An 18,108-nucleotide genomic window follows, 5' to 3' on the forward strand; every position below is an offset into this window, starting at 1 on the left:
CCTTCCGACGCCGCAGGACCAATGACCACGCTGGACATCCTCAAAGAGCCGCGCATTGCCACGCTCGCCTTCGGCGCCACGCCGGCCTGGCTGTGGTCGCCGAATGGCGGCCGCCTGCTGTTCGTCAACGCCGCGGGGGCTTTGCTGCTCGGCGAACGCAACGCCGGCAAGCTGATCGGCGATACGCCGGACCGCTTGCGCCCGGTCGCTCAAGAGATCGCCAAAGTCGCGGGCGGACTGCCGACATCCGGCACCGCACAGCTTGCCCGTATCCGCAGTTTGTCGACCGGTCTCGGCCGCGCGCTGATGTGCCTCTGCCAGCGCTACCGTTTGGCGGACGGGTCGGTCGGCATTCTCGTCGTCTCGCAGGAGCCGGTGAAAATTCTCCCGCTCGCACAACGCGTCGCAAGCCTCATCGACGATGAGAGCACCGCCGCATTCTCGCGCGACGGCAATCTGTTGCACGCAGGAAGCGAAGCCGCCCAGCGTCTCGGCGGCACGAAGACGCTCGTCGCGCACGCCGACGCCGACACGATCGCGCGTGCGCTGACGCATGGCGAAAGCGTCAGCGCGGCGGTCCAGCTTCGCCGCGTCGGCGAAGGCGACCAAGCCGTGTTGTTCGCGACATTTGTCGAGCGGACGGCGGCGCCGGTTGAACCGGCCGAGCCGGAAGTCGCGACGCCGGAAGTTGAGGAAGAAGAAGCTTCGCAAGCCGACACGGAAGCCGAGCTTCTCGCCGAGGCTGACGAAGCGCTCGTTGAAACGACTCCGCCGGAGCCGGCCGCGAAATCCGCAGCCGAGAAACTCCCATCTGCGTCGCTCGCGGATATCGCGGCCGCGCTCGCGCAGCTGCCGTTCGTCACGCAAGGGCAAGCCGCATCCGCCAGGGCGGCGAGCCAAGACAGCGTGGATAAACCGACCGACGACGAGGAAGAGCTGAGCGACGAAGAACTCGCCGAGCTCGAGGAAGCGTTGTTCGGTGGGCCTGCGGGCGATGACCCGGAGAATCCCGACGCCGCGGAAAACGACGGCGACGATCGCGCCGTCTGGGCGCGCGAAGCTTTGAGCGCCGCGCGCAAGGGCGACCGCTTCGACGACGACGAACTGCGCGACCTGCAGGATGCGCTTGGGTCGGCCGTGCGTCTCGCCCCGGACCCCGAGCCGCGCGACGTGCGCGCCAGCGAAACAACGGAACCGCCAGTGGTCGAGCCGGCACCGCCGGCACTCGTTCAGGCGCCCGAAGGTCCGGCCGACGATGAGCCTGCTGAAATTCCCCTCGTGGCGGAAGCCGCTGCGGTGCCGAGCGATCTCGAACGCAGCACGCGCCTCGTCGAGATCGCCGAGCGTCTGCACGACCGGCATCATGCGCTGCGTTTCGTCTGGGCGACGAAAGCGGACGGCGCCTTCACGATCGAACCGGGCGATTTCCTGACGCTCGCCGGCGCGCCGACCGAAGACGCACAGGGCAAGACGTGGGACGAGGTCGCGCAGCTTCTTGCGATCGACCCGAACCATCGCCTCTCGCGCGCGATCGCATCGCGTGACACGTTCAGCAGCGTCGCGATCGACTGGCCGATCGAGGGCGCGAAAGAGCGTCTCTCCGTCGTCCTTTCAGGCTTGCCCGCACGCGGGCGTGACCGCACGTTCGAGGGTTATCGCGGTTTCGGAGTTTGCCGTGACGCATCGCGCGTCTCCGCGTTGATCGCCGAGCGGCTTGCCGCAACGCGCGTGAGCGAGCCGGAATCCGCTCCGGACGCAGAAGCAGCAACGCCGCCGCGCGCCGAGCCGCCGGTCTTCGATACGTCAAGCACGCGTCCGGCGTTGCAGGTGGTCCCCGCATCGCGCAACGTCGTGCCGTTCCGCTCGCAGCCGAGCCTGCCGAATATCGAATCGGCGCCGGAGCGCCCGGCCGCCGAGCGCAAGGTTGAAACGCGCAAGCCGGGCGAAGAACGCCGTGGCCTTTCGACCGGCGAGCGCAACGCTTTCGACGAGATCGCACGTCAACTCGGCGCACGCTTTGAAGGCAGCGAGCCGGCACCGCTCGCCGAAGACATTCGCGAAGCAGCCGAAGCCCCGAAGGTCGTCGCCAAAGACGCTGTCGCGGAGAACCCCGACGCGATCCTCGCGACGGCGTCAGCCGTCGCCGCAGCGGAAAGCCCGCAGCCGTCGACGCCGCAAAACATCGACGTGCGTCTGCTCGATCGCATGCCGATCGGCGTGATGCTCTATCGCGGCGACGAAGTACTCGCCGCCAACAAAACGCTGCTCGAATGCACCGGCTTTGCCGACGCGGCTGCGCTTGCCAAGGCCGGCGGTATCGATGCGCTGTTCGATCGCGTGCCGAACGAAGACGGCGAGACGGCGCTCTGCCTGCGTGTGCCGGAGGGCAAGCAGCCGGTCGACGCAAAGCTCTCGTCGATCCCGTGGCAAAGCGGCACCGCGCTGATGCTAACGGTCGTGCGCCGGCCGTCGAAGCCGAAGGAAGCACCCGCGCCAGAAGCCCCGGCCGCGAAGGAAACGCCGGCCGAGAGCGAAGCGCTCGCGACCGCGCAAGCCTCGAACCGCGAGCTGCGCTCGATTCTCGACACCGCGACCGACGGCGTCATCGTGCTCGGCAGCGACGGCAAAATTCACTCCGCCAACCGCAGCGCGCAGGCGCTGTTCGGTTACGAAACCGGCGAGTTCAATCAACTGCTCGAGCTGTTCGCGCCGGAAAGCCAGCGCGATGCGGCCGATTATTTCGAAGGGCTGACGCGCAACGGCGTCGCCAGCCTCCTCAACGATGGCCGCGAAGTGATCGGCCGCGAACGTCAGGGTGGCCTCATTCCGCTGTTCATGACGATGGGCCGTATCGGCGAGGAACGCTTCTGCGCCGTATTCCGCGACATCACGCAGTGGAAGCGCGCCGAAGAAGACCTCACCAACGCGAAGCGTCAGGCCGAAAAAGCCTCGTCCGCGAAATCCGACTTCCTCGCCGCGATCAGCCACGAAGTGCGCACGCCGCTCAACGCCATCATCGGCTTTGCAGAAGTGATGATGGAGGAGCAGCTCGGCCCGCTCGGCAACGATCGTTACCGCGAATACGTCAAGGACATCCACACGTCCGGCCAGCATACGATTTCGCTGATCAACGACCTGCTCGATCTGTCGAAGATCGAAGCCGGCCGCCTCGACCTCACCTTCACGAAGGTCGACATCAACGACGTGACGCAGCAATGCGTCGCCATCATGCAGCCGCAGGCGAACCGCGAGCGGATCATCATCCGCACCGCGCTGTCACCCACGCTGCCGTCGGTGGTCGCCGATCAGCGCTCGGTGCGCCAGATCGCACTGAACCTGCTGTCGAACTCGATCAAGTATACGGGCGCGGGCGGTCAGGTGATCGTCTCGACGGCGCTGACCGATCAGGGCGAAGTGGTCTTGCGCGTGCGCGACACTGGCGTCGGCATGAGCGAGAAGGACATCACGGCCGCGCTCGAGCCGTTCCGCCAGCTCTCGACGACACGGCGCGACGCGACCGGCAGCACCGGGCTCGGCCTGCCATTGACGAAGGCGTTGTCGGAGGCCAACCGCGCGGAGTTCCGCATCAAGAGCGCGGTCAATGCCGGCACGCTGGTCGAGATCGTTTTCCCGGCAACACGCGTCCTCTCGGAATAATGTCCGACAAAACGCAAGCGATCGCCGCCGAGGTTCTCGGCGCACTCTCTAACGTCAAACAGATCGAGGCGTTCACGCGCCGCGCCGGCGGCCTCTCGCTCGATGAGGCATACGCCGTGACGGCGGCCTTGCGTAACCTGCGCATTGCGCGCGGCGAGAAGCCGATCGGCCGCAAGATCGGCTTCACCAACCGCACGATCTGGGACGAGTATCAGGTCTTCGCTCCGATCTGGGGCGACATGTACGACACCACTGTCCAGTCCGGCGCGAAGACGCTCGCGCTGGCGCCGTTCTGCGAGCCGCGCCTCGAACCCGAAATCTTCTTCCGCTTCCGCGATGCGCCAAAAGCCGGCATGGACGAGCGCGCCCTGCTTGGCTGCATCGGAGGGGTCGGCCACGGCTTTGAGATCGTGCAATCGTTGTTCCGCGACTGGAGGTTCGGCGCCGCCGATTGCGTCGTGGGCGGCGGGCTGCATGGCGCTTACGTCATCGGCTCGACAACGCCGGTACCGCAAAACGCCGACGCGCTGTTCGCTCAGCTCTCGACGTTCGAGATCGAAATTCTCCGCGACGGCGAAGTGGTCGATCGCGGCCAAGCGCCCAACGTGCTCGACGGGCCGCTGTCCGCGCTGCGTCACCTCGTCGAACTCCTGGCAGACGACAGCAACAATCCGCCAATTCAAGCCGGCGAAATCGTCACCACCGGAACGGTGACACGCGCCTTCGTCATCAAGCCAGGTGAGCGCTGGCAGACGCGCGTGTACGGCCTGCCGCTCGACGGCCTCGACATCACCTTCGCTTAACGGCAGCGCACATTCGCGTGTGCCGCAATCACAGATCGCTTGCCAACTGTCATACTCCGCGCGATGCTGATCGCGAGGTCATGATGCCGCGATTGACACGCCGCCAATTCCTGACGACCGCAGCGCTCGCGGCCACCGCGCCTGCGGCCCTCGCCCAATCCAAGGAAGACGTCGACCTCCTCCTCGTCCTCGCGGCCGACGTCTCACGCAGTGTGGACGGGCCGAAATTCCAGCTTCAGCGCGACGGCTATGCTGCGGCGCTGTCTGATCCGCGCGTACTCGACGCCATCAAGTCGGGACGCCGCGGCAAGATTGCGGTGTGCTTCGTCGAGTGGTCCGGCTCATCGGCGCAGAAGGTCGTCATCGATTGGAGCATCGTAAAAGACGAGGCCAGCGCGCGTATCTTTGGCGACAAACTTGCCGAGCTGCCGCGCTCCTTCGCCGAACGCACGTCGATCAGCGCGGCTATCGATTACTCGGTGGAGCAGCTCAAACGCGCACCGTTCAAGGCCGAGCGCCATACGATTGACGTCTCCGGCGACGGCACCAACAATTCGGGTCGCGACGTGCGGGGCGCGCGCGATGAAGCCGTCGCGCAAGGCATCACGATCAACGGCCTCGTCATTCTGTCGGAGCGGCCGCTCGCCTGGAACCCGGAGCACACGCATCCGGAAGGCGGCCTTGGCAAGTATTACCGCGACAACGTCATGGGCGGCCCCGGCGCTTTCGTCGTCGAGGCGGAGAATTTTGCCGCATTCGGCAAGGCGCTGATCAACAAACTGGTCGCCGAGATCGCGCTGCTCGACGCACCCACGTCGGTTATTCGCTGAACCCGCGCCTTTTCTTTATATCTGTTTTGATATATACGTATGAAGCCTGTCGAATTTCTGGGTGACGCCCTGCAGTCCCTCAAGGCATTTCCGGTTTCTGTTCAAAAGGCTACCGGCGTGGAGCTTCACAAGATCCAGCTCGGTTTAGAACCCAGCGATTGGAAGCCAATGCCGTCAATCGGCGCAGGAGTTCGCGAGTTGCGGATACGCGACCGGTCTGGTGCATATCGGGTCGTCTATGTGGCTCAAGTGCGCGACGCGATCGTTGTGCTGCACGCCTTCCAGAAGAAGACACAGCGAGCCACGAAACGGGACATCGAGATCGCGGCCATGAGGTTCGGCCAAATTGATTGGGGTCGGAAATGAAAACGACGCGCTACGAGTCGGTTTGGGATGCGCTTGAAGAAAACGCAGCGGAGAGCGCCAGCATGCGCATGCGATCTGAGCTGCTCATCGCGATCGATCAGCGAGTCAGAAGCTGGAAGTTGACTCAGGCGGAGGCCGCGAAGCGCTTGGGCGTCACGCAGCCCCGCCTGAATGACTTGCTGCGTGCGCGTATTACCAACTTTAGTCTCGATGCGTTGATCGATCTTGCAGCTCGTGCGCGCCTCAACGTCCGCATCCGCATCACGCAAGCCGCATAGCGGAACGAAATGCCCGTTAGCGCACGACGCCCGAGATACAGCACGGCTTGCGCCGCGGGGCGGTAACGCGGTTTTTCAGGTAACAACGCGCCGATGCGCTGCCGTAGCCGGGCCGCGCGTAGGTCCAGGCGCGGCAGCCGTTCTCGGCCTTGCAGACATTCGCGCATGTCTCGCCGTGTTCGTGCGCTTCGACATCGAAGCTGCGCAGATCGCCGCCCATGCGATCGATGCCGTATTCGATATTCGGCAGTTGCGGTTCAACGACGCCCGAGCCTTTGACGCCGGTAACGCAGCAGGCGGACTGGACGCGGCGCGGCACGCGGCGCTTGAGCCAGCAGACGCCGGTGGCGGCGCCGGGATTCGGATACACGAAACTCCAGGAACGGCAGCGCCCCTCGCGATCGCAGCGGGCCGCGCATTGCGCGGGATCGCCCGACGCGATCGGGAAGCTCGTGAAATCACCGCCCGGGCGGTCGAAGCCCGTTTGCGCAAACGCGGCCGAGGAACTGATCACGAGCAGCAAGAGCCAGCAGGCGAACGCGCCGCAAACTGTGCGCGAGAAGGACGTCATGCTTTCCTCAACCCAAATCGCGCTATCGAAGCTTCGCGAATAGCATATGAATACACGCATACGCGCCGCTGCAAAGCACCTTCCGCCTTCGTAACGAACCTAGCGACTGCCGCGCGTTATGGCGCACCGCTTCAGTTCGGGCCAGGCACTGCGGAGCGAGCCGGTCTCGAAATCGGCAAAGATTTCGCGCGACGATAGGCGAAAGTACTTGGCGTCGATCAAGCGGTCCGCCGTCTCGTCGGAAATCGTTGCGCGCGTTTCGCTCGCCGGTGCCTGCGTTTGCTTCACCTTGGTGAGCTTAATCGGCACTCCCGGATCGTCCGGGCCGATATGGAGCACTCCCGGAATTGCGTCTTTCTCGCGAAATTTGATGTGCTTATGCTTGAAGCCGACGAAGGCATGATCGTCGCGATCGATGCCGACAATGATGGTCCAGGGTTCGCGATCGGCGCTCATCGCGCAGAAGGTAAAGTTCATGTCGCGGTACTGAGCGCTCCCCGTCCAATCGCCGACGATGAAGGCGCCTGGCCCTTTGAGCTCATCGAGCCACGGCCAGAGAAACGCAGCAAGCACACCCATAACGGCCAACGGATACGACATCGCAATATCTCAAAGGAAAGGCCTGGCAATAAAGCCAAGCCTAAGCTCGCGAATACGATGGCGTAAACACAAGAAAGGCGATCTCTAGGACACTCCTAGAGATCGCCGGTTGTATTCGCAGACGCCGTCAGCCCTGCTTCTTGAGCGCTTCGGCGGCCCGGTCGAGCGCTTCGATCACGCGCGTTTTTGCGGCCGGATCGCTCTTCAGCGTGTCACGAACGACGCGCGAAAGATCTTCGAACGCGCCGCGGATCGAGCGCGGCATGTCGTCGTCTTCGCGTGCCTCGCGGGCGTCACGCTCTTCGCCGCGGAAGTGCTTGCGGACGCGCTCGGCCTTCTCACCGACCGAAGCGAGACGCTCCAGCACCGCATCGACGAAGGCACGGTTCTCGTCGAGATGCGCGCGGCCTTCCGGCGTGATCGTGTAGAGCTTCTTGGCGCCGTCGGCTTCCGCCGTGACGTAGCCGGCCTCTTCGAGAAACGTCAGCGTCGGATAGACCGTACCTGGGCTCGGCGAGTACCAGCCGGCCGTCTTCTCTTCGAGCACCTTGATGATGTCATAGCCGTGCCGCGGCTGCTGCTCGATCAACGCCAAAGCCAGCAGTTTCAGATCGCCGGTCGCCAGCATGCGGCCCGCGCGCAGCATGTCGCCGCCGCCCATGCCGTGCTTGCCGCCCCAACCGCCGAAACCACGACTGCCGCGCCAACCGCGGCCGGATGCCCAACGCTCGCTTCCGCAACCTCGATGCATGCCAAACATGCGCACTCTCCTATGTTCGATGTATCGTAAGATAGTCGAGAGCAGTGTATTACGCAAGATATATCTTTAGGTGCGTCGAAAGATAGCTCTCGGTGGTCTTATCGACGGCTGTCTCCAGCTGTGGTCCCGGCCAGGCGAGGCGGCGCGCTACGCGCGCAACGCCGAGCGCGAGCCGGGATCCAAGTATCCCGGTAGATGCAGGGATACATGGATCCCGGATCAGCTTGCCGCTATGCGGCTCGCTGCCCGGGATGACAGCTGCGATGTGTTGGAATAGAAAGCGCGCCCTACTCGGCCGCGAGCGCCTGACCGTTGCGCGGGAGGCCGAGCCGGTCCCAGACGTCGACCAGCGCCTCGGCGAGGCGATCGATCAGGACATCGTCGTGATACGGCGACGGGGTGAGCCGCAGGCGCTCCGTACCCTTAGCGACAGTCGGATAGTTGATCGGCTGAATATAGATGCCGTGCTCTTCGAGCAGGATGTCGGTCGCCTCTTTGCACTTCTCCGGGTCGCCGACGAAAACCGGCACGATGTGCGTGTCGTTCGTCATCACGGGGAGGCCCTGCGAGAGCAGCACCGCCTTGGTGCGCGCCGCGCGCTCCTGGTGGCGCTCGCGCTCCCAAGACGATGCTTTGAGATGGCGAATAGCGGCGGTAGCGGCCGCGCAGATCGCCGGCGGCAACGCGGTCGTGAAGATGAAGGCGTGCGCGTAGGAGCGCACCGCATCGACCATCTTCGCCGAACCCGTGATGTAGCCGCCGAGACAGCCGAATGCTTTCGCCAGCGTTCCCTCGATGACGTCAATGCGCGCCGCAACGCCGTCACGCTCCGTGACGCCGCCGCCATGCGCGCCATAGAGGCCGACCGCGTGCACTTCGTCGCAATAAGTCATTGCGCCATAGCGTTCGGCGAGATCGCAGATCTTCGCCAGCGGCGCGACGTCGCCGTCCATCGAGTAAAGGCTTTCGAACACGACGAGTTTCGGGCGGTCGCCCGCCGCGATCAGCAACTCTTCGAGATGCGCCATGTCGTTGTGACGCCAGATGCGGCGCTCGCAGCCGGCTTGGCGCACGCCCTCGATCATCGAATTGTGGTTCAGCGCGTCCGACAGGATCACGCAGTCCGGGATCAGTTTCGCGATCGTCGCGATGCCGGTCTGGTTCGACACATAGCCGGACGTGAAAACGAGCGCGGCTTCCTTGCCGTGCAGCGAGGCGAGTTCGCCTTCCAGCTCGACGAGCGGGTGATTGGTCCCCGCGATGTTGCGCGTGCCGCCGGCGCCGGTGCCCATGCGGGTCGCGGTCTCGACCATTGCGCCGACCACCTTCGGGTGCTGGCCCATCCCGAGATAGTCGTTCGAGCACCAGATGGTGACTTCGCGCGGGCCCTGCGGACCGTGCCAGCGGGCGGCCGGAAAGCGGCCCGCAATGCGCTCGAGGTCGGCAAAAACGCGGTAGCGGCGCTCGTAGTGAAGGCGATCGAGGGCGGCGCTGAAAAACTGGTCGTACTGCATGGAGTCCCGGACTTCTTGAACGCAATCTCGGTAGCGGGAAACTGGCAGCTGGCGGTTCCCGGCAAGTCTTTACGGGTCCATTTAGAAGTGTTCGAACCTGTTTGTCGAGCCGTTATTGCCCCGGACTCACCCAGCTGTGACAGGTCTCCCTTCTCAGCGATGGATTCCCGCGATATGGCTGGAAGCATGCCGCAAACCACCATCGATGCCGCCGAAGTTGCGCGTTTCCAGAAGCTCGCCGCCACCTGGTGGGACGAGGCCGGCCCAATGCGCATGTTGCACCGGCTGAACCCGGTGCGGCTCGGTTATATCCGCGATCGCTGCGCCGAGCATTTCGGCCGCGACGCCAAGCAGCTCGATAGCCTCAAGGGATTGCGCGTTATCGATATCGGCTGCGGCGCCGGCATCCTGTCCGAACCCCTCGCCCGCCTCGGCGCCGACGTTACCGGCATCGATCCGGCGGAAGAGAATATCGCGCTCGCGCGCGAGCACGCGCAGGCCTCGGGGCTCGCTATCGACTATCGCGCCGAGACCGCGGAAGCGCTCGCGGACGCCGGAGAAAAATTCGATCTCGTCCTCGCGATGGAGGTCGTCGAGCATGTCGCCGATCTCGATCTCTTCGTTGCCAAGGCGGCGCAAATGGTGAAGCCCGGTGGGCTGATGATCGGCGCCACCATCAACCGCACGCTTAAAAGCTTCGGCCTCGCGATCGTCGCTGCCGAATACATTTTGCGCTGGGTGCCGCGCGGCACGCATTCCTGGGACAAGTTCGTCACGCCCGAAGAATTCGAGACAGCCATGCGCACCGGCGGACTTGCGGTGACCCACGAGACCGGCGTCATCTACAATCCGCTCGGCGATGCGTGGCTTATCAATCGCGACATGGACGTGAACTACATGCTGACGGCGGCGCGCACCTGACATGACCGAAGGCTGGCTCTGGGCGCTGTTCACCGTCATTGCGGCGGCGGCGCAGACCGCGCGCAACGCGATGCAGCGCGAACTCACCGCAACCCTCGGCACGGCCGGCGCGACGCATGTGCGCTTTCTCTTCGGCTTTCCCTTCGCGCTGATCGCGGTCGCCGCGATCGCGATCGTCAGCGGCCAGAAACTTCCCGTGCCGAATGCGGCGTTCTGGCCGTGGGTCATCCTCGGCGCGGCATCACAGATTCTGGCGACCGGGCTGATGCTCGCCGCGATGGGCGAGCGCTCCTTCGTCGTCACCATCGCGTATACGAAAACCGAGCCGATTCAGGTCGCGCTGTTCGGCCTGATCTTCCTCGGCGAACACATTACGCCGCTGCTCGCCGCCGCGATTCTGATCGCGACCGCCGGCGTCATGGTGATGTCGTTCAAGCCGGGCGCGAGCGGCACGCGGGATTGGAAACCAGCCGCGCTCGGACTTGCATCCGGCGCGATGTTCGCTTTCTCGGCAATCGGCTTTCGCGGCGCGATCCGCGCGCTCGACGGTCAGTTTTTCATGGTGTCGAGCTTCACGCTCGCGGTCGGGCTTGCGCTGCAGGCCGGCGCGCTGACGCTCTATCTGATGTGGCGTGAGCGCGCGATCCTCACCGCGATTCTGCAATCTTGGCGGCCATCGATGTTTGCCGGCTTCATGGGCGCCCTCGCCTCGACTTTCTGGTTTCTCGCCTTCGCGCTCGCCACAGCCGCCGCCGTGCGCACGCTCGCGCTCGTCGAAGTATTGTTCGCGCAAGGGGTGTCGCTATTCGTCTTCGGTCAGAAGGCGTCGGCACGCGACGTGATGGGCATATCGCTCATCGTGATCGGCGTCGTGCTCTTGCTCTGGGCGACCTGACGGCAGTAGGCTCACCGGATTATTTCTCCATCCGTTTTGGAAAATCCGATGACCGAGATTTTGCTGCAGCGTCGATCGCTGCTGGGCCTCTTCCTTGGTGGTGTTGCGGCGGCGGCGATGCCGCAAAGCTTGATCGCGGCTCATGCGGCCGCGAGCGCGGCGGATGGTTTGGTGCGCGCTTGGCCGGAAGATTTCGGCGTCTCGCCGTCCGCGATTCTAGCTTTCCTCGATGACGTTGCGGCACAAGGTTACGAGCTGCACGGCTTTATGCTAGCGCGGCGCGGGCACGTTCTCGCAGAAGGGTGGTGGGCGCCTTATCGCGCCGACCGCAACCACATGACGCATTCGCTGACGAAAAGCGTCACCGCGACTGCGGTCGGCATGGCGATCGCGGAAGACCGCTTCAAGCTAGACGACAGGGTCGTCTCGTTTTTCCCCGACAAGCTGCCCGAAAAAGTCAGCGACAATCTCGCTGCCATGACGGTGCGCGATCTGCTCGCGATGAAAACCGGTCACGCATCGATGACGTCAGGCTCCGTGTGGCGGCCGATCAAGACGAGTTGGGTCGCGGAGTTCTTCAAGATTCCGGTCGAGTTTCCGCCCGGCACCAAATGGGTCTACACGAGCGCCGCGACGTATATGCTTTCGGCGATCATCACGAAGACGACGGGGCAGCCGCTCGAAGAATATCTGCGGCCGCGTTTCTTCGAACCGCTCGGCATCGCGGGTTATGCGTGGGACATGGGCCCCGACAACATCAACCCGGGCGCCAACGGGCTGAGCTGGAAGACCGTCGACTCGCTCAAGCTTGGCATCCTTCATCAGCAATACGGCCAATGGAACGGCAAGCAGCTGTTGCCGCGCGAATGGGTCGAGCAAGTTCAGCACCCGCACACGCCGGGCAAATACGGCTGGCAGTGGTGGCGCGCACCGGACGATGTTCCGGCCTATCTCGCCGACGGATTGTTCGAACAGTATTCCGTCGTGTTTCCAAAGCACGATGCCGTCATCGCGGTGAATGCCGCGATCCCGTCGCGTAGCCGTTTCGAATACATGCTGTTCAAGCATTTCCCGGCTGCGTTCGGCGACGAAGTCGGCAAAGACGAGAAGAATCTCTCAAAGCTTGTGAAGCGCCTCAAGAATTTGGAGGTCGCTTCATTCGAACCATCGGAGCCTTCTCCCATCGTGCCGCACGTCTCCGGCAAGACGTACAAGGCGCTCGAGAACACGGACGACATCAAGTCGGTTCGCTTCGAGTTCTCCGGCGGCACTTGCGTCTATTCGCTCGAAGACGCAAACGGCACGCACACGGTCGAGGTGGGGCTCGTCGAGCCGATCGAAGGCAACACCAGCATGCCGGGCCGCGCGCTGCATCACGAGTACGCGCCCGCTTCGATGCGCGTCGTCGCCAGCGGCTTTTGGCAAGACGACCGCACATTCGTGATGTCATGGGCCTTCGTCGAAAGTGCTTTCCGCGACACCGTCGTCTGCCAATTCAACGGCGCGAATGTGCGCATCGATCGCAGCGTCAACGTCAATTCCGCCGCCACATCCTTGCCGGCGCTGAAGGCGCGATTGTAGCCCGCTCGAGCGCACGTTTTCCGACACGTCGAGCTTGACTTCGTCCCTACGTAGATACCCAATGCGCGCGCGGCCTTCACGCATTGGGAATAAACATGAGCGCGCAAAAACAGCGTCTAAGAAACGTCCTTACCGCAATCGCATTCGCGGCTACGGCTGCTTTCGCCGCATCGCCGGCGGCAGCTAAAAGTTTCACCATTGGAGATGACCGGCCGGTGGCCGTGATCGTCGTTCCGGATAGCTGGAACCCGCAGGCGATCGAAGATGGCGTCGAGGCGACGTCGCCGGACAACAAGGTTTACATCGCGGCCGAGGCCGTCGAGATCAAGGACGTTGCAGAAGCGCTGAAGCAGGCGATCGAGTTCTTTCAGGAGCAAGGCATCACGCTCGCGGGCGAGCCGAAACAGAGCGAGACGAAGATCAACGGCCTGCCGGCGATCGACGTCACTTGGAATGCGAAGGACAAAGACGGCCCGACCTATGCGGGCCTAACCTTCGTCATCCTCAACGAGCAAGACTCCGTGCTGCTGTATTTCTGGGGCGACGCCGAGGGCGTGAAGCTCAACGAACCCGCGCTTCGCATGATCAGCGACAGCCTGAAGGCCGTGCCGAAGTAAACGTTCGTCTTCAACACGCGAAACGAAAGGCCCGATCCACGATCGGGCCTTTTTCTTGGGTGCTCAACGCTCGCTATCAATCACCGTCATGGCCCGGCTTGTCCGGGCCATCCACGTCTTGGCCGAGTCGACCAGAAAGTAAGACGTGGATGGCCCGCATGAAGCGGGCCATGACGGAGAGCAAGACTAACGCGTCAGCTTGATGCGCTAGCGCCGCTTCTTCTTCGGCACGGGCAGCGCGTGAGCATGCGCGGTAATTAGCGCATCTTTTAGCTCCGCGATCTTCAGCTTCGACAATGTAGCAGTCGTCCAGCCTTGACGGCCCCAGCCATTCGGGATCGCCGCGAAGGCCTCCGGGGCGAGCATACATTTGAACTCTTGCTCGTCCGGCGTAAATTTGAAATTCGCGGTCTGACCGTCTGCCGCGAGCGTCACGAAAATGCGCCCGACGCGGAAGGCCGCACGATCCATATGCGGCGCTTCGCTCGCTCCCTCGAGCGACAACGCGATGCGGCGAAGATCCTGCGCGGTGGCCATCGGCAATCTCCAAGCTCAACGTTCGTCATGGCCCGGCTTGTCCGGGCCATCCACGTCTTGGCTGCGTAGCCAGAAAGCAAGACATGAATGGCCCGCATGAAGCGGGCCATGACGGCGTTGCTGCATCGAAAACAAAAAGGCCCGATCGAGGATCGGGCCTTTCCGTATCGAAATCAAATCGAGATCAGTTCAGCCGCGCCTTCACGTCGCTGATGCCCTTTGCAATCAGATCTTCGGCGACCTTGCCCTTCGACGTCACGGCGAGAATGTCGGACGCTGCCGCGATCGCGACGTCGGCCGCGGCGGAGCGAACTTCCGCAACCGCCTGCTGCTCTGCCTGCTGGATCTTCGTCTCCGCCATCTTGGTACGGCGCGTGACGAATTCGTCCATGCGCTGCTTGGCTTCAGCGGCGTAACGCTCCGCGTCGGCGCGCGCCTGAGCGATCAGCTCGGCCGCTTCCTTCTCGGCTTCCTGCTTCTTGCGCTGATACTCGGCCATCAACGCGAGCGCTTCGTCCTTGAGGCGCTTCGCCTCGTCGAGTTCGGCTTGGATGCGGACACGACGGCCGTCGAGCGCATCGGCGACCTGCTTGTGAACGCCGAGATAGATCAGCAGCCCGATGAAAAAGATGGTGCCGACCGCGACCCAAAATTCCGCTTCGTACAGCATCGCTTATCCCTTCAGAGCCCGATCGACCGCATCGTTCACCGACGGTCCGGCCGGAGCAGCGCCGGTGAGACGCTCGACAATCGCGCTTGCGGTATCGACCGAGATGCCGCGCACGTTGGTCATCGCGGTGGCTTTCGTCGCCGCGATCGACTTCTCGGCGTCGGCAAGCTTCGCGTTGAGCTGAGCCTCGAGCGACTTGCGCGCCGTCTCGGCTTCCGCCGCGAACTTGTCGCGAGTCTCGTTGGCGATCGTCTGCGCGCGGCCGCGTGCTTCGGCGAGCGACTTCTCGTAAGCCACGCCTGCGGCCTCCGCCTCGTCACGCGCCTTCTGCGCCTGCGCCAGATCGCCTTCGATCCGCGCCCGGCGATCGGCCAGGATGCCGGCAACGCGCGGCACTGCGATTTTCGACATCAGCCAATAGAGAATGACAAACGCGATCGCGAGCCAGATCAGCTGCGACACGAAATGTTCTTTCTCGAACGGCGGAAACGCCGGCTTACCGGACGCTTGCGTCGAACCATGGCCTTGCGTAGGGGTCGCCATCAGGCTCTCCGAATGAGATCCCCGCGAGAGTGCGGGACGACAGCCGGACGCGGTAAGCGTCCGGCCTCAACCGAAGCAACGTCGCGTTAGACGACGAACAGCAACAGAATCGCGACGAGCAGCGAGAAGATGCCGAGAGCTTCCGTCACGGCGAAGCCGAAAATCAGCGTGCCGAACTGGCCGGCAGCAGCCGACGGATTGCGCAGAGCGCCGATCAGGTAGTTCGCGAAGATCGTGCCGACGCCGATGCCAGCGCCTGCCATGCCGATGCACGCGATGCCTGCACCGATGAACTTGGCTGCTTGCGGATCCATTGTAGAAGCTCCTTGCTAGGGTGTTGGTTTGTGAGAGTGTTCAGCCGGGCTGATGATCAGTGACCGGGGTGAATAGCGTCGTTGAGGTAGATGCAGGTCAAAATCGCGAACACGTAAGCCTGCAGGAACGCGACCAAGAATTCGAGCGCCGTGAGGCCGACGACCATCGCGAACGGCAGAATGGCGCCGAGCCAGCCGCCGATGCCGAGTGCGCCGAGCGCGCCGATGAAGCCGGCGAACACCTTCAGCGTGATGTGACCCGCCAGCATGTTGGCGAACAGACGCACCGAGTGCGAGATCGGGCGCGAGATGAACGAGATGACTTCGATCGCGACAACCAGCGGCAGGATCGCGGCAGGCACGCCGCTCGGCACGAAGATTTTGAAGAACTTCAGCCCGTTATGCGCGATGCCGTAAACGATGACCGTGAAGAAGACGATCAGCGCAAGCCCGACCGTGACGACAATGTGGCTCGTGACCGTGAAGCCGCCGAGCGGCACCATGCCGAGCAGGTTGAGCAGAAGGATGAACATGAAGAGCGAGAAGACGAGCGGGAAGAACCGCATCCCGTCCGGCCCCGCCGTACTTTTTATCATGTCGGCGACGAACTCGTAGGAAAGCTCGGCGAGCGACTGCGTGCGGCCCGGAACCAGCGCGCGCTTTGCGGTCGCGCCGATCATCAGCAACGAGATGCCGACCACCGCGATGCCCATGAATAGGGCCGAATTCGTGAACGCGATTTCGTGGCCGCCGATCGAACCAAGCACGTGAAGCTTGTTGATCTGAAACTGATGGATCGGGTCCGCCATGACCTGACCGGTTCCTTCTCTGCGCGCCAGGAGGCGCTTGAATCAATCTTTGGTCGTTCGTTCCGGGACGACCCCGGCCGACCGCATCACCGACAACACCCCAGCTGCAAAACCGAGCAGGAAGAGCGTGATAAAGGCGAAAGGCGACGTGCCCAACGCATAGTCGACGATCCAACCGAGACCGCCACCCACGACCACACCGCCGATCATTTCGGCCGAGAGGCGCATGCCCTTGGCGAAAGCCGTCGGATCCCCCGTGGTACGGCTGGGCGGTGCCTCGTTCGCGCGGCGCACGCCGCTGCGGTCGAGACCCTCGCCAAGCTGCTTTAGCCTCGCGGAGAGACCGGCCTCGTCTGTGCGCTTGCTATCCCCACCCCGCGTGCCGTCGCTCATAGCTGCCAGCACCCACTCAAATCGAGGCAAATCAAGGCGTTTTCGCACCCCCGAAAACCGCGCGGAACATACGCACGAGGGTATACTGTGTCAAGAATTCGGCGCATCGATTTAAGTGATTGAGCGCGTTCTAAAAACCGGCGATTCACACGCACCGCGCTGTTGCGCCGCAAGATGAATCTTCGAGTGGTGCAGCGAAGACGCGAAATGTGCTGACAGTCCGCAAACTCCGGTTGTCGTCGGAGCGAAACTCAGCGCCAGCGTTCGTCATGGCCCGGCTTGTCCGGGCCATGACGGAGTGTGGGGCTACTGTGGCAGCGAACTAAGCCGCCTTGCCTTCATCGAGCACGCCGCGACGAATCTGATCTTCCTCGATCGACTCGAACAACGCGCGGAAGTTTCCTTCACCGAAACCTTCGTCGCCCTTGCGCTGAATGAACTCGAAGAAAATCGGCCCGATCACGGTTTTCGAGAAGATTTGCAGCAGAATCTTCGTCATCCCGCCCTCGACCACGCCTTCGCCGTCGATCAGGATTCCGTGCTGCTTCATACGCGCGATCGGCTCATCGTGGCCCTGCACGCGCTCGTGCGACTTCTCGTAGTAGGTGTCCGGCGGGCCCGGCATGAACTTGAGCCCATTCGCCGCGAGCTTGTCGGTCGCGTCGTAAATCGCATCGGTGCCGACCGCGATGTGCTGGATGCCCTCGCCCTTATACTTCTTCAGGTATTCGACGATCTGGCTCGTTTCGTCCTTCGATTCGTTGAGCGGAATGCGAATCTTCCCGCATGGCGAGGTGATCGCACGCGATACGAGGCCGGTGATTCGCCCGTCGATATCGAAGAAGTGGATCTGCTTGAAGCCGAATTTCTCGCGATAGAAATCCCACCAGATGTCCATGTTGCCGCGATAGACGTTGTGCGTCAGGTGATCGAGAAAATAGAAGCCGACACCGGCCGGGCGCGGGTTGTGCGCACCGAGCCATTCGAATTCGGCGTCATACGCCGAACCTTTCGCCCCATACTTCTCAACGAAATACAGGAGCGAGCCGCCGATACCGACGATCGCCGGCACATCGAGCGCCTTGTCGTTGCCCGTATAAGGCGTCGCGCCCTTAGCCACCGCATGATCGAAAGCGTGCTGCGCATCGACGACGCGCCAGGCCATCGAGGCGGCGCAAGGGCCATGCTCGCCCGCGAATGTCATCGCGTGCGAGGACGGCTCGGCGTTGATGACGTAGTTGATGTCGCCCTGGCGCCAAACCGTGATGGCCTTGGTCTTGTGGCGCGCCACCGCGACATAGCCCATGCGAGTGAACAGAGCCTCGAGCTTTTCGAGCTCCGGGTGGGCGAATTCGACGAACTCGAAGCCGTCGGTGCCGGCAGGGTTCTGCTCGCTGATCACGGCCGGGGGCGCATTGTGCGGAAACGGTCCCATCGCGCTGTCCTTTT

The 18,108-nt window shown here is 63.3% G+C and carries 20 protein-coding genes; 9 read left to right on the top strand and 11 right to left on the bottom strand.

Going from position 1 to position 18,108, the window contains the following annotated elements; translation table 11 throughout:
• Positions 1-21 precede the first annotated feature (21 nt).
• The 5 genes from GJW30_RS01965 to GJW30_RS01985 all read left to right on the top strand — a co-directional run bounded on the left by GJW30_RS01965 (position 22) and on the right by GJW30_RS01985 (position 5,934).
• Entirely contained in the window at positions 22-3,657 is a 3,636-nt protein-coding gene (locus GJW30_RS01965; protein ID WP_096350991.1) for a sensor histidine kinase, read from the top strand.
• On the top strand, positions 3,657-4,460 hold the full coding sequence (locus GJW30_RS01970) for a 2-keto-4-pentenoate hydratase (RefSeq protein WP_096350995.1): 804 nt from the start codon (positions 3,657-3,659) through the stop codon (positions 4,458-4,460). The genes GJW30_RS01965 and GJW30_RS01970 overlap by 1 nt, the downstream gene beginning before the upstream one ends.
• An 83-nt stretch (positions 4,461-4,543) precedes the next feature.
• The gene (locus GJW30_RS01975; protein ID WP_245408625.1) at positions 4,544-5,290 is read left to right on the top strand and encodes a DUF1194 domain-containing protein; all 747 of its coding nucleotides are present in this window, start codon (positions 4,544-4,546) and stop codon (positions 5,288-5,290) included.
• 39 nt (positions 5,291-5,329) lie between these two features.
• Positions 5,330-5,656, top strand: a complete 327-nt coding sequence (locus GJW30_RS01980; RefSeq protein WP_096350998.1) for a type II toxin-antitoxin system RelE/ParE family toxin — start codon at positions 5,330-5,332, stop codon at positions 5,654-5,656.
• The gene (locus GJW30_RS01985) at positions 5,653-5,934 is read left to right on the top strand and encodes a helix-turn-helix domain-containing protein (protein WP_096351001.1); all 282 of its coding nucleotides are present in this window, start codon (positions 5,653-5,655) and stop codon (positions 5,932-5,934) included. Before GJW30_RS01980 ends, GJW30_RS01985 begins: the two co-directional genes overlap by 4 nt.
• Before the next feature lie 16 nt (positions 5,935-5,950).
• Here the strand turns inward: GJW30_RS01985 and GJW30_RS01990 are convergent, their stop codons facing one another.
• The 4 genes from GJW30_RS01990 to hemA form a co-directional block, all read right to left on the bottom strand.
• Positions 5,951-6,505: a PAN domain-containing protein gene (locus tag GJW30_RS01990; protein WP_096351003.1), complete on the bottom strand. Its 555-nt coding sequence runs from the start codon at positions 6,503-6,505 to the stop codon at positions 5,951-5,953.
• A gap of 99 nt (positions 6,506-6,604) precedes the next feature.
• Positions 6,605-7,105 (bottom strand): hypothetical protein, encoded by a 501-nt coding sequence (locus GJW30_RS01995; protein ID WP_130364709.1) that lies wholly within the window; start codon positions 7,103-7,105, stop codon positions 6,605-6,607.
• A gap of 127 nt (positions 7,106-7,232) precedes the next feature.
• On the bottom strand, positions 7,233-7,865 hold the full coding sequence (locus GJW30_RS02000; protein ID WP_096351007.1) for a PadR family transcriptional regulator: 633 nt from the start codon (positions 7,863-7,865) through the stop codon (positions 7,233-7,235).
• Positions 7,866-8,152: 287 nt separating this feature from the next.
• Positions 8,153-9,379: a 5-aminolevulinate synthase gene (hemA, locus tag GJW30_RS02005; RefSeq protein WP_096351009.1), complete on the bottom strand. Its 1,227-nt coding sequence runs from the start codon at positions 9,377-9,379 to the stop codon at positions 8,153-8,155.
• A 186-nt stretch (positions 9,380-9,565) separates the two neighbouring features.
• Between hemA and ubiG the strand changes: the two genes are divergently transcribed.
• The 4 genes from ubiG to GJW30_RS02025 all read left to right on the top strand — a co-directional run bounded on the left by ubiG (position 9,566) and on the right by GJW30_RS02025 (position 13,393).
• Entirely contained in the window at positions 9,566-10,300 is a 735-nt protein-coding gene (ubiG, locus tag GJW30_RS02010; RefSeq protein ID WP_096358603.1) for a bifunctional 2-polyprenyl-6-hydroxyphenol methylase/3-demethylubiquinol 3-O-methyltransferase UbiG, read from the top strand.
• A 1-nt stretch (position 10,301) separates the two neighbouring features.
• Positions 10,302-11,195 (top strand): DMT family transporter, encoded by an 894-nt coding sequence (locus GJW30_RS02015; protein WP_096351011.1) that lies wholly within the window; start codon positions 10,302-10,304, stop codon positions 11,193-11,195.
• A gap of 48 nt (positions 11,196-11,243) precedes the next feature.
• Positions 11,244-12,776, top strand: a complete 1,533-nt coding sequence (locus tag GJW30_RS02020) for a serine hydrolase domain-containing protein (protein ID WP_130364711.1) — start codon at positions 11,244-11,246, stop codon at positions 12,774-12,776.
• A gap of 95 nt (positions 12,777-12,871) precedes the next feature.
• A complete protein-coding gene (locus tag GJW30_RS02025; protein WP_096351015.1) occupies positions 12,872-13,393 on the top strand; it encodes a hypothetical protein in 522 nt (173 codons plus the stop codon).
• A 207-nt stretch (positions 13,394-13,600) separates the two neighbouring features.
• Here the strand turns inward: GJW30_RS02025 and GJW30_RS02030 are convergent, their stop codons facing one another.
• The 7 genes from GJW30_RS02030 to hppD form a co-directional block, all read right to left on the bottom strand.
• A complete protein-coding gene (locus tag GJW30_RS02030) occupies positions 13,601-13,930 on the bottom strand; it encodes an MmcQ/YjbR family DNA-binding protein (RefSeq protein ID WP_096351017.1) in 330 nt (109 codons plus the stop codon).
• Positions 13,931-14,114: 184 nt separating this feature from the next.
• Positions 14,115-14,600, bottom strand: a complete 486-nt coding sequence (locus GJW30_RS02035; RefSeq protein WP_096351019.1) for a F0F1 ATP synthase subunit B family protein — start codon at positions 14,598-14,600, stop codon at positions 14,115-14,117.
• A 3-nt stretch (positions 14,601-14,603) separates the two neighbouring features.
• The gene (locus tag GJW30_RS02040) at positions 14,604-15,143 is read right to left on the bottom strand and encodes a F0F1 ATP synthase subunit B family protein (protein WP_096351021.1); all 540 of its coding nucleotides are present in this window, start codon (positions 15,141-15,143) and stop codon (positions 14,604-14,606) included.
• An 86-nt stretch (positions 15,144-15,229) separates the two neighbouring features.
• Entirely contained in the window at positions 15,230-15,457 is a 228-nt protein-coding gene (locus GJW30_RS02045) for a F0F1 ATP synthase subunit C (protein ID WP_096351023.1), read from the bottom strand.
• Positions 15,458-15,513: 56 nt separating this feature from the next.
• Positions 15,514-16,266 (bottom strand): F0F1 ATP synthase subunit A, encoded by a 753-nt coding sequence (locus GJW30_RS02050; RefSeq protein WP_096351026.1) that lies wholly within the window; start codon positions 16,264-16,266, stop codon positions 15,514-15,516.
• 42 nt (positions 16,267-16,308) lie between these two features.
• Positions 16,309-16,659 (bottom strand): AtpZ/AtpI family protein, encoded by a 351-nt coding sequence (locus GJW30_RS02055; RefSeq protein WP_096351029.1) that lies wholly within the window; start codon positions 16,657-16,659, stop codon positions 16,309-16,311.
• 322 nt (positions 16,660-16,981) lie between these two features.
• Positions 16,982-18,094, bottom strand: coding sequence for a 4-hydroxyphenylpyruvate dioxygenase (gene hppD / locus GJW30_RS02060; RefSeq protein ID WP_096351031.1), 1,113 nt, complete (start codon positions 18,092-18,094; stop codon positions 16,982-16,984).
• Positions 18,095-18,108: the final 14 nt, after the last annotated feature.

This window comes from Variibacter gotjawalensis (assembly GCF_002355335.1).
Lineage (GTDB): Bacteria > Pseudomonadota > Alphaproteobacteria > Rhizobiales > Xanthobacteraceae > Variibacter > Variibacter gotjawalensis.